The organism is Faecalicatena sp. (assembly GCF_058819085.1).
Genome location: NZ_JBZUUL010000027.1, coordinates 1 through 14,005, shown reverse-complemented (window position 1 = coordinate 14,005; position 14,005 = coordinate 1). Strand labels below are relative to the sequence as shown.

Sequence of the window (14,005 nt, the reverse complement as noted above, 5' to 3'; positions counted from 1 at the left end):
AACAATCTGAAAGGAATGAAACTTATGCCCTATTCAATCATGTTAGACGCCGGACACGGCGGGCGCGATCCCGGAGCCGTTTTTAACGGACGCCAGGAAAAAGACGACAATCTGCGCCTTGTACTGGCTATCGGAGAGATCCTGGAAAATAACGGTATTGATGTACAGTATACACGGACCACCGATGTCTATGAGTCCCCCTACCAGAAAGCAATGAAGGCCAACAATGCAGGCGTGGACTTCTTTATCTCCATACACCGGAACTCCTTCCCCACCGATAATGTCGTATCCGGCGTGGAATCACTGGTGTATGACCTTTCCGGCATCAAACTGGAGATGGCGGAAAATATCAATGAACAGCTGGAGGCTGTGGGCTTCGTAAATCTCGGTGTAAAGGCCCGCCCAAATCTGGTCGTACTGCGCCGAACCAGAATGCCTGCCGTACTGGTGGAGGTAGGCTTTATTAATTCCGATACGGATAACCTGCTGTTCGATAATAATTTCGATGATATCGCACAGGCGATCGCTTCCGGGATCCTGGATACGCTGGAAATGAATGACGTGATCGATCCGCCGGGATACCGGGTCCAGGTGGGTGCATTCCGCAATCCTACTTATGCCAACCGGCTGCTGAATGAGCTGCTGGAACAGGATTTTCCGGCTTCTATTGTGGATGAAGACAGATTCTTCCGGGTTCAGGTGGGGAATTTCGAGACACTCGATGACGCTGCTGCCATGGAACAGCGTTTAAAAAGAGCAGGATACCCTACCGTTATTGTCAGCCGGTAAATTCTGCCCCTTTTTCTACTTACCTAATATGCCGCTTCACATCTAAGCATATCAAAGTATCCTGTGTCATATATTTGTGTATTTAACAGAAACCCCAAAATATCACGCAGGATACTTTTTATTTTGAAGCCGTATTTTGATTTTTCCGGTATTTGTGGTAAACTGTTGTTACAACTCATGTTCTGTCTCATCCTTATACTTTTGGTGAGACAGGAGTGACAACGTAAAAACAGTCAGCAGGCCTGATGCTCCGGCATTTCATAACCTTGCAGCGTATCAGGGATCGGAGGAACAAAATGGAGAGTATGGAGTATATAAGCACAGGATTACAGGGGATCGACGAAGTGATCGAGACACTCTATCCCGGAGATAATATCATATGGCAGGTAGATTCTTTTGAAGCCTATTCTTTTGTGGTGGAACAATTTGTAAAACAGGCCGCGGCAGAGGGCAGGCGTCTGGTCTACCTTCATTTCGGATGCCATACCCCTCTCGTGGATGAGGCATCCTTAAAGGAGCAGAACGCGGATTTTACGATCCACACATTAGATGTGGGAATGGGATTTGAATCCTTTACAAGCCGTGTCTACCAGATCATTGCCGCCGAGGAAAAAGGAACTTTTTTTGTATTCGACTGTTTAAGCGAGCTGCAGGAACACTGGTGCTCTGATCTGATGACCGGGAACTTCTTTCAAGTCACATGCCCTTATCTGCGGGAAAGGGAAAATGTTACTTATTTTGCGCTGTACCGCAATGCACATACTCAGGACACCATCGCCAGGATACGTGAGGTTACCCAGCTCCTTTTAAATCTGTACCGCATTGACAATCAATATTACCTGCACCCGCTCAAAGTCTGGCATCGGTACTCCCCCGTCATGTTCCTGCCCCATCTGCTCACACCTGAGGGCTCGGAGTGTATTACGGACAGTGCCAGTTCTGCAGAGCTCTTCTCCCGGCTGCAGATCCATACAAAGAAGCTGGACTACTGGGACATCCGCTTTGAGGAGGCAAAACCATACCTGAATGCCCCCCTGCAGGAACAGGCCTACGTCAAGGAAAACCTGCTGAACCTCCTGATCGGAAAGCGTTCCCGTATCGCTTCTCTGAGCAGGGAATTTTTCCGGCTGGAGGATCTGATCCAGATCGGAAGCCGCGAGATCGGTACGGGCTATATCGGCGGTAAATCTGTAGGGATGCTGCTCGCCCGCAAGATCCTGGAGACGAAAAATCCCGATTTTTATAAAGAACATATGGAGCGGCATGACTCCTATTATATTGGTTCAGACGTTTTTTACACCTACATCGTGCAGAATGGAGGATGGCGCCTGCGTATGCAGCAGAAGACCGGAGAAGGATACTTTACCGCGGCCGAAGAGCTGCGGGAAATCCTCTTAACCGGACATTTCCCCACGACCATCAAGGAACAGATCATGGTCATGCTGGAATATTATGGACAATCCCCCATCATTGTACGCTCCAGCTCCCTTCTGGAGGATAATTTTGGAAATGCCTTTGCCGGAAAATATGACAGCTTCTTCTGCCCAAACCAGGGCACACCGGAAGAGCGCTATGATGCCTTTTTGGATGCGGTACGCAAGGTCTATGCCAGCACCATGAGCCGGGAAGCACTGGAATACCGCCTCAACCGCGGGCTGGCAGATAAGGATGAACAGATGGCACTGCTTGTACAGAGAGTTTCCGGGGACTATCACGGAAAATACTTCTTCCCCCACTGTGCAGGTGTGGGCAATTCCTCCAACCTATTTGTCTGGGATAAGAACACCGATCCCTCCAAAGGAATGCTCCGTCTGGTATTCGGCATGGGAACGCGGGCCGTGGACAGGGTCAACTCTGATTATCCGCGTATCGTAGCCCTGGACAAGCCGGAGCGTCCTCCTCTGTTAGCCTACGGAGATGAGAGGAAGTTTTCACAGCACTATGTAGACGTGATCGATCTGGAGGAAAATGAATTTCAGACGATCCCCATAGAGGCGGTAAAGGGCCTTCCGCTGAAAACAAACGTGCGACTTTTCATGGAACCGGATTTTGAACTGGCAAGATACTTCCGCGAAACTGGACACCGCAGCCGGAATGTACCGGATATCGTCAGCTTTACCAGGCTGCTGCGGCATACAGATTTTCCGAAGGCACTGGAAAATGTACTGGCTGTTTTATCACATACCTATGATTATCCGGTGGACATCGAATTCACCTGTAACTTTGATAAAGAGGAGCACTACCGCATCAGCCTCCTCCAATGCCGCCCGCTGCAGACAAAGGGCCTTGGCAGGAAGATCGAATTTCCGGAAAGGGTAGACAGGGATCAGTGCTATTTTGCTTCCAAAGGGAATTTCATGGGTGGTAATGTACGCCTCCCTGTCCACTATTTCATCTTTGTGAAGATTAAACCATACCTGGCCCTGACCGAACCGCAGAAGTACGCCATCGCCAACCAGATCGGCTCTCTCAACCGCATCTTAAAGGGCAGACACGCTGTCCTGGCCGGGCCGGGACGATGGGGGACGACTACTCCTGCCCTGGGTGTTCCGGTACGCTTCACGGACCTGTGCAATATGAATGCCATCTGCGAGATTTCTTATGAAAAGCTTGGACTGATGCCGGAGCTCTCCTACGGAAGCCATTTCTTCCAGGATATCGTAGAATCCAATATCTTCTATATTGCGCTGTTCCAAAGTGAACGGGATGTGGTCTTCAATGAAGAAAAAATATTGAGCCAGAAGAATATTTTAACAGAACTACTCAGTGGAAGCACCGAAGAAGAGATTTACTCCGATGTGATACATGTCATCGATGTCAGTAACGAAAATATTGAGATATACTCCGATATTGTCACACAGCGCCTTATCTGCACCTAAATGCAGTCCAGCGATAAAGTATGCAGCGTGCACCCAAACACGCTCTATCGGGCAGAGAAACGCGAAATACGGCTATCAGAAAAGGGATTACACCATGCCTCTAACCAGCATGGATGTAATCCCCTTTTATTATCCTGTACTCTATCCTCAATGACTCAGACAGCCAGTGAAGCTGGATCTAACCTTCGATGATCAGCTTCTCTTCTGCCATCACCTCGACGACCTGATTCACATATTTCTCACAGATCTCATCAGAAGAAGCTTCTACCATCACACGGATCACAGGTTCCGTCCCGCTCTCTCTCACAAGGATTCTTCCGTCGCTCCCCAGTGCAGCAGCCACATCCTCGACAGCCTTCACTACAGCCGGGTTCTCCCTTGCAGTCTTCTTATCTGTCACACGGACATTTTTCAAAAGCTGCGGATAAATCTTTACGTCTTCACACAGCTTAGCCAGTGTCTGCTTTTTCTCCATGATAACTTCCATGATCATCAGAGAGGTCAGGATCCCGTCACCTGTCCTTGCATGTTTACTGAAAATGATGTGGCCGGACTGCTCACCGCCTAATACATAACCGTTCTGCAGCATATTCTCGTAGACATACTTGTCACCTACAGCTGTCTGCTCGTAGTTCATTCCGATCTTATCACAGGCCTTGTAAAGTCCAAGATTAGACATTACCGTTGTGACGATGGTATTGCCGGCAAGGCGTCCCTGCTCCATCAGATATTTTCCGCAGACATAAAGGATCAAGTCTCCATCGACTACATTCCCATTATTATCTACCGCAATACATCTGTCCGCATCCCCGTCAAATGCAAATCCTACATCTAACTTTTTGTCCCTTACATACTGCTGTAATATTTCGATATGTGTAGAACCGCAGTTCGTATTGATATTCGTTCCATCAGGCTCATTGTTGATCACATATGTCTTCGCTCCCAGTGCATCAAAAACGCTTTTCGCAATACTGAATGCACTTCCGTTCGCACAGTCAAGGCCGATCCTCATATCCTTAAAGGAACGGGTTGCAAGGGAGATCAGGTGGCCGATATAACGGTTTCTTCCCGCAGCATAATCGATCGTGCGTCCGATATCTTCCTTAGTTGCAAGCGGCAGCTCTTCGATCTCACCATCAATATATGCTTCGATCTTCTCCTCTACCTCTGCCTCCATCTTATGTCCCTGTCCGTTGATGACCTTGATACCATTATCGTAGAATGGGTTATGGCTTGCAGAAATCATGATGCCGCAGTCGAAATCCTCCGTGCGTACAACGTATGACACACTTGGAGTTGTTGTTACATGAAGCAGGTATGCATCTGCACCCGAAGCCGTCAGTCCGGAAGCCAGCGCATATTCATACATGTAGCTGCTTCTTCTCGTATCCTTACCGATCACGATCCTTGCTTTGTGGTCACGGCCAAAATACCATCCCAGGTAACGTCCGACTTTAAAGGCATGTTCTACCGTCAGGACAACATTCGCTTCTCCTCTAAATCCATCTGTTCCAAAATATTTACCCATATGTCTTCATCCTCTTATCATCTAGTTTTCAGTTACAATGCTGCATAGGATACAACATCCATTAACATTATATTCTCATCAGGCCCAAGATACAACAATTTTTTTCATCTGTCATAAGTGTCATGCATAGGCATGATCGCGTACAATTGCACGTGCCACGCATAGTCCGTTTGCGGAGGCCTGCTGCAGCCCTCTGGTTACAGAAGCGCCGTCCCCCATGGCACGCAGTCCTTTTACGTTGGTCTCAAAGTCCTCATTTACCAGAACCTTATTGGAATAAAATTTTACCTCTACGCCATATAACAGTGTCTCATCGCTTGCGATTCCCGGGGTTACTTTATCCAATGCCTGGATCATCTCATCGATCGCGACCATGATCCTGTGCGGAAAGACTAATGATAAATCTCCAGGCACTGCATCCTTTAAAGTCGGAGTGATATTATTGCGGATCAGACGTTCTCCTGTGGTACGGCGGCCCCTGCGGAAATCACCGTATCTCTGCAGAAGGATCTTACCGTCACACAGCATATTTCCAAGCTGAGCGATCTGCTTGCCGTATTCGATGGGAGATTTGAACGGCTCAGTAAAGTTCTTGGAAACAAGCAGCGCAAAGTTCGTATTATTCGTCTTCATATCTTTCGATTTGTATGCATGTCCATTCACCACAGCCAGTCCGTTCTCATAGTATTCCGTCGCCACCTCTCCAGACGGATTCGTACAGAAAACACGGACCTTATCATCAAACGTGGGGGTATAGTATACTAATTTAGCCTCGTAGAGCTTCTCATTCAGCTCCTTCATGATCTCATCGCGGACCTCCACACGGACTCCCACATCTACGGTACCGTTTCTGGTCTCGATCTCATGTCCCTTGCAGATATGAGAAAACCACTCAGACCCCTCTCTGCCGACTCCGGCCACGATCTCCGGGGCATAATAGGTATCCCCTTTATCTGTAGTGACTCCTTTTGCCACACCATCTTCTATAATAATGTCAGTCACCATGGTCTTAAATAATATCTCCACTCCCGCATCCAGCAGATGATGCTGCAGACGGGTATAAATCTTATAGCCCTCTTCTGTACCCAGATGACGGATCGGGCATTCGATCAGCTTTAGGTTGGCACGGATGGCCTTGGTGCGGATGTCTGTGATCGCCTGCTGGTCCTCAATGCCATATACCTTTTTGTCGGCACCGAATTCCAGATAAATACTGTCTGCCTCATGGATCAGCTGAGTTGCCTTCTCATATCCGAGGATCTCCGGCAGTGTTCCTCCCACATCTGGAGACAAGGATAATTTTCCATCTGAAAATGCCCCGGCCCCTGCAAATCCTGTCGTAATGGAGCATGGCTGGCAGCCAACACATACCTTTGTCTTTCGTTTCGGGCACTGGCGTTCTTCAATGCAGCGTCCCTTTTCAACCATCAATACACGAATGTCCGGATTCTGCCTCTTCAATTCATATGCGCAGAAAATACCAGACGGCCCGGCACCTATTATAATGACATCATACCTATTCATATTATCCCTCAGCTTTCTTTGAAATCCTGGATCATTCTATAGAAACTTTTATTGTGGAAATTGTGTGGGAATTGCAAGGGGGTCAGACCCCTCTGCAGAGGGGTCTGACCCCCTTGCAATTCCCACACAACTCCCACAATACCCATACTAGCACACAATTTTTCACAGTACAAGGCTATACATTCCCCTATTTTTGGGGTAAGATATAAGGAGTCTAGTCTAAAACACTACCCCGTATTTTTTACAAAATATAATATGACCGTGGTTTATAAGGATATTTTTATCCTGCCGGATCACGTATGAATTTGGAGGTTTTTATGATTAAATTAGTAGCCAGTGATTTAGACGGCACGCTCCTTTTGGGCGGTGCCCAGGAACTCACGCCCCGTGCCATCGAATTGATCCACCAATTAACACAAAAAGGTATTCACTTTGTTTCTGCAAGCGGCAGACAATATGATAATCAGCGCAGAGTTTTCGAAAAAATCAAGGATGAAATATCCTATATTGCTGAAAACGGATCGATCTGTGTTCATAAGGGAAATGTTATTTCCCGTGCTGCTATTGACGATGGACTTGCATCCAGAATACTTGCAGAAATCAAGAAACAGAACCATTTCGAAGTTGTCGTTTCCAGAGAGGATTCCTGCTTTATCGAAGATAACCATCCGGCCTTCGTCAACCACATCGTCAATGTGATGCAGAACACAACCCAGATCGTAGAGGATATCACCAAAGTGGAGGGTCCTATCTTAAAGATCGCGATCTGCAATATGACTGACGGTCCACATATCATCGATAAATATCTGAAACATTTACAGAACATGTTCGGGGACGAAATCAAAGTCGTCACCTCCGGGAATCTCTGGATCGATTTTATCGCTCCGGGCTCCAATAAAGGAACTGCGCTAAAAGGCTTGATGGATCTGCTTCATGTAAAGCCAGAGGAATGCATGGCTTTCGGCGACCAGTATAATGATGTAGAAATGCTGCAGCTCGTCAAAACCAGTTACTCTATGTCCAATGCGGCACCGGGGATCGCCTATTATTCCACTTATGTGACCGACTCCGTGGAGGACGTTCTGGAAGACCTGATCCAAGAGATCGAATCGTAAAATGTAGATGCTTAAAGACCAGTCTCGTAGCGCTTTATCATAACTAAAACAAAAAATTCCCCGGCGGCTTAGATCATCATCTTAAGCTGCCGGGGAATTTTTGCTATGCAATGACAAGCGGGATATTCTCTTGTCTGGCCCGTTCTATATACTTTTCTTCTACCTCACCATCCGTTATGATCTGCTGGACTTCATCCATCGGGCAGATCACCGACAGATAGCCGCCGCCAAACTTTGTGCTGTCCGCCAGCACGATCACCCTGTCAGCCACCTTCATCTCTGCCTGTTTTATCTGAGTCTGCGTGGACACCGTTGATGTGATCCCCACATCAAAATTGATCCCATGCACGCCTATAAAAGCCTTATCCACATGAAACCTCGAAATATCGGCAATCGCCTCATCTCCCACAGTTGAGGCCAGATAACCGCCCACCGGTCCGCCTACCATATAAAGCTCAACATGGTCTACACCTGCAAGCTCATTGCCTACCAGCAGTGAGTTCGTCACCACGGCAATTCTTTTTTCCGGATGCTGTTTAATGTACAGCGCCAGGTAAAATCCTGTGGAAGTATCATCGATGATAATCGTGTCCCGTTCTTCGATCGTGCCATATGCACAAGCTGCAATGGCCTTTTTCTTGTCAGCATTTCTGTAAATACTCTCAGCGGAATACTTCTTCTGCGGGGTTTCCTCTATCTTTAAAGCACCGCCATGAGTACGGATCAGAAGTCCTGCGCGCTCCATACATTTGATGTCATTCCTGATCGTAACCTCAGAACACCCAAGCTCTGCACTCAATTCATTTACACGAACCTTCCCCTTTTCTTCCAGTTCCTGTAATATCTTTCTTCTGCGTTCCTCCATATCGTTCTCCCTATGCATTTTCAGAAAAGTACCCCGATCAACACACCACATGTAAGAAAACCCAAAGGTTTCCTATGCCCATATTTTAGCACATTTTGCTCCGGACAAGGGATAATTTTACCATATTTTTCCATTTTTTTAGAATTTATAAAAAATACACAGACTGAGACTACACTCAGGCTGTGTATTTTGTTCGTCTTATGGAATTTTCTTTTCAAAAAGCTTCTGAAATGCTTCTTTATAGGTCTTCCATTAATCCTGTTCTTTTTCCTCGATCGCACAGATCAGGTCTACTCTTCTCTGATGGCGTCCACCTTCAAAATCTGTATCCAGCCATGTCTCAACGATCATCTTTGCAAGCTCACCGCCGACAACCCTTGCCCCAAATGCCAGGATATTACAATTATTATGCTGTCTCGCCATCTTTGCTGTAAATGGCTCGCTGCACACTGCCGCACGAATTCCCTTTACCTTGTTTGCAGCCAGCGAGATCCCCAGTCCGGTTCCGCAGATCAGAATCCCCTGGTCTACTTCTTTATTCACAACCGCGTGTGCAACGATCTCCCCATATACCGGGTAATCACAGCTTTCTGTTGAATTTGTCCCGTAATCTACGACCTCATGTCCCTTTTCCTTTAAAAACTCAATGATCTCTGCCTTTAACTCTAGTGCTGAGTGGTCATTTCCAATACCGATTTTCATGTTATATTCTCCTCCATCCTGTCATTCTTACATATCAAAGTAAAACTTCAATTAAAGCTCTACTTATCATTTTCCAACATCAGATTCTAAATGTCAAGGACAGCCTTACACTATTCCTGTGCCGGCAGTGCCTGCTGCGCTGACACTCAACTCCTCTGTCCCTTCCATTTCCGGCTCAATTAACGTTTTTCACATTATAATGCCAGACGATAGATGTTTTCCACATCCTTCTGAGATAATTTCACAAAGTTACCAACACTGCCTCCTCTGTTATCCCCGTAACAGCACTTCTGTGCCATTGCGGGGATGTCCTCTTCTTTGGCACCAAGCTCTGCAAATGATACCGGCATCCCTATGGACCGCAGAAAGTTCTTAAACGCATCGATTCCCGCAAGAGCCGTATTCATCGGATTTTCAAAATCCATCTGGCATCCCCACAGCCTGACTGCGATCTGTGCGAATTTCATCGGAGCATGTTCCACAGTATAACGCATCCATGCCGGAAATACCACTGCGAGTCCGGCTCCGTGGGCGCAGTCATATACAGCGCTTAATTCATGCTCTATATCATGGCTGGACCAGTCCTGTTCCCGCCCGACTCCGCAGATATTATTGTGAGCAGTCATCCCCGCCCACATAATATTAGCACGGGCCTCATAATTATTGGGATCTTCAAGTACTTTTGGCACCTCCTTGACCATTGTCAAAAGGACCGCCTCGCAAAACCGGTCTGTGATCTCCACTTCTTTTGTGTTGGTAAAATAACGTTCAAATACATGTGCCATGATATCCGTTGCCCCGCACGCCGTCTGATAAGCGGGCAGTGTCTGTGTCAATTCAGGATTTAAGATAGAAAATGCCGGACGGATCCCTTCCCCGGTGGCGCCTCTCTTAAACATGCCCTCTTCCTTTGTGATCACAGAATCCGGTGATCCTTCGCTGCCGGCTGCCGCGATCGTGAGGATCGTCCCGACAGGTAATGCCCGCTCGATCAACTTTCCCTGATAAAAATCCCAGAAATCTCCGTCATAGATCGCTCCTGCCGCGATGGCCTTGGAAGAATCAATCGTGCTTCCGCCTCCTACGGCCAGTACAAAATCAACCCCCTCATTCCTACACAGTTCAATCCCTTTATAAACAAGCCCGCTTCTTGGGTTAGGTCTTACACCGCCCAGCTCCACATATTCTAAACCTTCCTGCTCCAAAGACGTCTTCACCCTGTCGAGCAGTCCTGAACGCTTCACACTGCCACCGCCATAGTGGATCAGCACCTTGCTGCCGCCAAAACGTTTTACATAGTGCCCCGCTTCCTCTTCTTTCCCTTTCCCGAAAACAAAATACGTCGGACTATAAAACGTAAAACCCTGCATAAATCTTCCTTCTTTCTTTGATGAACTCATAAACCATGACAGTTACTCCAATACTTATACACATAAATTTTATCACACACCCAAGATATCCACAATCAAAAGCCGCTTTCTTACCTCTGAATATACTTCTTCAACGCTCGGGCAATGAGGAATGCGAGATACACCATCCCCCAAAGTATAGCAAGATTCAACGCCATAACCAATCCGCCAATCAGATCTCCTCCCCAAAATCCCCACATCAAAGGCAAAGCAGTCAACACCATAAGAAAAATAATTACCGGAAACCTTCCCGACTTTTCTTGTCGCCTTCCCTCCCTTTCCCCCTCTATAAGCTTTGTTTCCCATTCCTGTTTTATCTGATCACCGCCAGCTTTCCCACGTTCATAGTCCGGTTCTTCTATCTCCACTTTCAGAAGGTAATCCAAAGAGACCCCAAAAATCCGTCCCAGCTCAATCACATTCTCTGTGTCCGGTATGGACTCATTCAGTTCCCATTTGGAAACTGCCTGTCTGGATACCCCCAGTCTCCCTGCCAGCTCTTCCTGAGACATCCTCTGAGCCTTTCTGCAACGCTGAATCTTCTCACCGATCGTCATACTCACACCTCCTGCTTTTCCAATTTGGCTTTGTGCTCTTTCACGCAGATTTTTCAAACCAATTTTTTTATCCTTAATATACTATCTCCACCACAAACACACTACCAATTCTTATTTGCATCTCCGCAACTGCCAGTTGCACTGTTTTCTTCTATACTCATTTTACCTCAATCTAGAGTAAAAAGCATGGACTTACAAACTTTTCACGATCATTCTCATTAGCAAAAAAGTGACCTTAAGGCATCTATGTCAGATAAACCTCCAGTCACTCTTTCTATGGTACTCTTAATCAGCTGCCTCACGTAGTTTTCCACGTCTTCTACAGCCATCACGGTAATAAGAATGTAAGTTCTTATTTAAAAGAATCCTGCCTTCTGCGGCAGCCTATTATCCGCTCTATATATTTACTTCTATTCTGTCTCAGAAAACAGCAGCCTTTCATAATCTTCCTGGGGCATTGGACGGTAGTATACATACCCCTGTATCATATCGCAGTGGACACTTCTAAGAAACTCCACCTGATCCATACTTTCAATACCCTCTGCCACTGTAATCACGCCGAACTGTTTGACCAGGTTGATGATCCCTTTGACCATGAGCCTGTCCTTTTCCTTCTCAACGATATTCGGGAAAAAGGTGGCATCGATCTTTAAAACATCGATATTCAGATTCTGAACCGTACTCAGGGAAGAATATCCTTTCCCGAAATCATCAATCGAGCAGGAAAAACCTGCATTATGCAGGTCTTCTACGATCCTGGACAGGATATCCCAGCTGTCGAACAGAATCGTCTCTGTAAACTCGATCTCCAGCAGTCTCGCGGGAATCCGGTAGCGGTCGCGGATTTCCGTATAGATCTTAACAAAATCACTATTATAAAACTGGAGCCTTGATACATTAACTGATACCGGCAGCGGCTCATGCCCTTCATCCATAAGATGCCTGAGCCATCTGCAGACTTCCTCAAAGACATATCTATCCAAAAGAGGAATGGTATAATTCTTCTCAAAAACAGGGATAAAACTCCCCGGGGAGATGATCGTGCCATCCTGTTTCCTCCAGCGTACCAAAGCCTCGGAACATGCGATCTTATCCGTTGCAAGATCCACCTTGGGCTGGTAATACACCAGAAATTCCCGATTCTCCAGAGCCGATTCCATGCTGCTTTCAATGGACTTCTCCAGATACAGCTTCTTTCGGATACTCTCATTATAGAAACGGTACTTATCATATCTTCCAGTCTTTACAGATTTTCTGGCAAAATTGGCCCGGTCCATTAAACCTTCGATCTTAAGATCTTCTACCGCATCTTCTATACAGCAGACTCCGCAGCATACCGAAAGTACGTGCTTTTCGTTGGAATGATGCATGTACTCTGTAATCTGGCTGTCGACCTTCTTCTGGCGGTCTAAAACTTCTTTTTTTGATGTATACTGGCGCAGGATCACAAAATTATCTGCATTAACGCGCCCGAATATCTCACCTTCTTCTAATTCCCGGTCAATGATCGCGGCATACTCTTTGAGAATCCGATCTCCCCATTCATAACCGAATACATCATTGATATACTTAAAATCGGCAAAGTCAGCGTAGAAGATCGCATACTTCTTATCTCCACAGTGATCTAAAAGATTCTGTGCAAGCTCTTTAAAACGGCTTACTGTATAGGCATTCGTCAGGATGTCCCTTCCCGCCTTATCCTCCAGATTTCGATTCACACTCTCAAGGTTCAGGATCTTCCTGATGTTCGACCAGAAGTATACAAGCCATATTACAATGATACAGCCGGTCAGTACGATTGTCATGAGCAGCAGCGTGCGGACCCGGTGTGTTGAGAAGCCCTCTGCCGCAAATACCGTATCATTTGCCAGATCAAAATAAACCTCACTGCTCTCGAGCAGCGCCTCTTTGGTAGAAGGATCGCTGCGGTAGGCATAAATCTCTTCCTTAAGCACTTCCCACTCCTTGTCAAGCTTGGCTAAGCAATCCTGATACTCCTCTTCATCCACCAAAAGAAGCTCGTATTTTCCTCCGCCACTGTTCAGCCCATCCATGATCTCATCCAGATATACGATCAGATCGTCTCTTTGGATATCGTTCAGCTCCAGTTTAACAAGCCGCTGCGTAGCTCCCCGAACGATTCCCACATAATTAATTAAACGTCCGTATGACTGTGTACTGTACACCGAATGAAATACAAATCCGACCAAAAATATCATTCCAAGGAAAAATCCCAGGAGAGCGTACCTCCACTTTCTCTTCATCCCCGTATCCTTAAGGCTTTCTGACAATCACACACAGATTCATCCGAAAGACCGTCCTTTCCTCAAATAGTATGCATTTTTCTGAAAATATTATATCACACTCTTCCACTTAATTCCACCCAAACCACGGATAATGGATTTGCGCAGTCGCACTATAATCACGCTTTTTGCTTTAATACGATACTGATACACTTTTAAAAATTGGCGGGGCATTTGTACAAAAAAACCGCAATCCCTGATTACCTCAAGGATTGCGGTATTTTATATTGTTAGGATATTGTAAACCAACGATTACTCGATGATCTTAGCAACCTTTCCTGATCCAACTGTACGTCCACCTTCACGGATAGCGAATCCAAGACCCTCTTCCATA

The 14,005-nt window shown here is 46.5% G+C and carries 11 protein-coding genes; 3 read left to right on the top strand and 8 right to left on the bottom strand.

The annotated features are described in order from the left end of the window. Positions 1 to 24: 24 nt before the first annotated feature. Positions 25 to 789 (top strand): N-acetylmuramoyl-L-alanine amidase, encoded by a 765-nt coding sequence (locus AC4OGX_RS13705; protein ID WP_493331144.1) that lies wholly within the window; start codon positions 25 to 27, stop codon positions 787 to 789. 296 nt (positions 790 to 1,085) lie between these two features. Continuing rightward, entirely contained in the window at positions 1,086 to 3,668 is a 2,583-nt protein-coding gene (locus AC4OGX_RS13700; RefSeq protein WP_493331143.1) for a PEP/pyruvate-binding domain-containing protein, read from the top strand. 178 nt (positions 3,669 to 3,846) lie between these two features. Here the strand turns inward: AC4OGX_RS13700 and glmM are convergent, their stop codons facing one another. Together glmM and AC4OGX_RS13690 are read right to left on the bottom strand one after the other, a co-directional pair. After that, the gene (gene glmM, locus AC4OGX_RS13695; protein WP_493331142.1) at positions 3,847 to 5,196 is read right to left on the bottom strand and encodes a phosphoglucosamine mutase; all 1,350 of its coding nucleotides are present in this window, start codon (positions 5,194 to 5,196) and stop codon (positions 3,847 to 3,849) included. A 120-nt stretch (positions 5,197 to 5,316) separates the two neighbouring features. Further along, entirely contained in the window at positions 5,317 to 6,720 is a 1,404-nt protein-coding gene (locus tag AC4OGX_RS13690) for an NAD(P)/FAD-dependent oxidoreductase (RefSeq protein ID WP_493331141.1), read from the bottom strand. A 317-nt stretch (positions 6,721 to 7,037) separates the two neighbouring features. On the opposite strand from AC4OGX_RS13690, the gene AC4OGX_RS13685 reads away from it, so the two are divergent. Then, positions 7,038 to 7,835: an HAD family hydrolase gene (locus AC4OGX_RS13685; RefSeq protein ID WP_493331140.1), complete on the top strand. Its 798-nt coding sequence runs from the start codon at positions 7,038 to 7,040 to the stop codon at positions 7,833 to 7,835. Between the two features lie 103 nt (positions 7,836 to 7,938). Here AC4OGX_RS13685 and AC4OGX_RS13680 read toward each other — a convergent pair whose 3' ends face one another. The 6 genes from AC4OGX_RS13680 to AC4OGX_RS13655 all read right to left on the bottom strand — a co-directional run. Then, positions 7,939 to 8,700, bottom strand: coding sequence for a DeoR/GlpR family DNA-binding transcription regulator (locus AC4OGX_RS13680; RefSeq protein WP_493331139.1), 762 nt, complete (start codon positions 8,698 to 8,700; stop codon positions 7,939 to 7,941). A 252-nt stretch (positions 8,701 to 8,952) separates the two neighbouring features. Continuing rightward, positions 8,953 to 9,402, bottom strand: a complete 450-nt coding sequence (gene rpiB, locus AC4OGX_RS13675) for a ribose 5-phosphate isomerase B (protein ID WP_493331137.1) — start codon at positions 9,400 to 9,402, stop codon at positions 8,953 to 8,955. A gap of 194 nt (positions 9,403 to 9,596) precedes the next feature. Continuing rightward, complete coding sequence (locus AC4OGX_RS13670; RefSeq protein WP_493331136.1) at positions 9,597 to 10,772, bottom strand: iron-containing alcohol dehydrogenase; 1,176 nt, start codon at positions 10,770 to 10,772, stop codon at positions 9,597 to 9,599. Positions 10,773 to 10,882: 110 nt separating this feature from the next. Further along, positions 10,883 to 11,368 carry a helix-turn-helix domain-containing protein gene (locus AC4OGX_RS13665; protein ID WP_493331134.1) on the bottom strand — a complete coding sequence of 162 codons (486 nt, stop codon included), beginning with the start codon at positions 11,366 to 11,368 and terminating at the stop codon, positions 10,883 to 10,885. A 410-nt stretch (positions 11,369 to 11,778) separates the two neighbouring features. Further along, positions 11,779 to 13,632, bottom strand: coding sequence for a putative bifunctional diguanylate cyclase/phosphodiesterase (locus AC4OGX_RS13660; RefSeq protein WP_493331133.1), 1,854 nt, complete (start codon positions 13,630 to 13,632; stop codon positions 11,779 to 11,781). Between the two features lie 291 nt (positions 13,633 to 13,923). Then, positions 13,924 to 14,005 (bottom strand): EF-Tu C-terminal domain-related protein (locus AC4OGX_RS13655; RefSeq protein WP_493331306.1); only part of this gene is annotated, 82 nt, incomplete at its 5' end.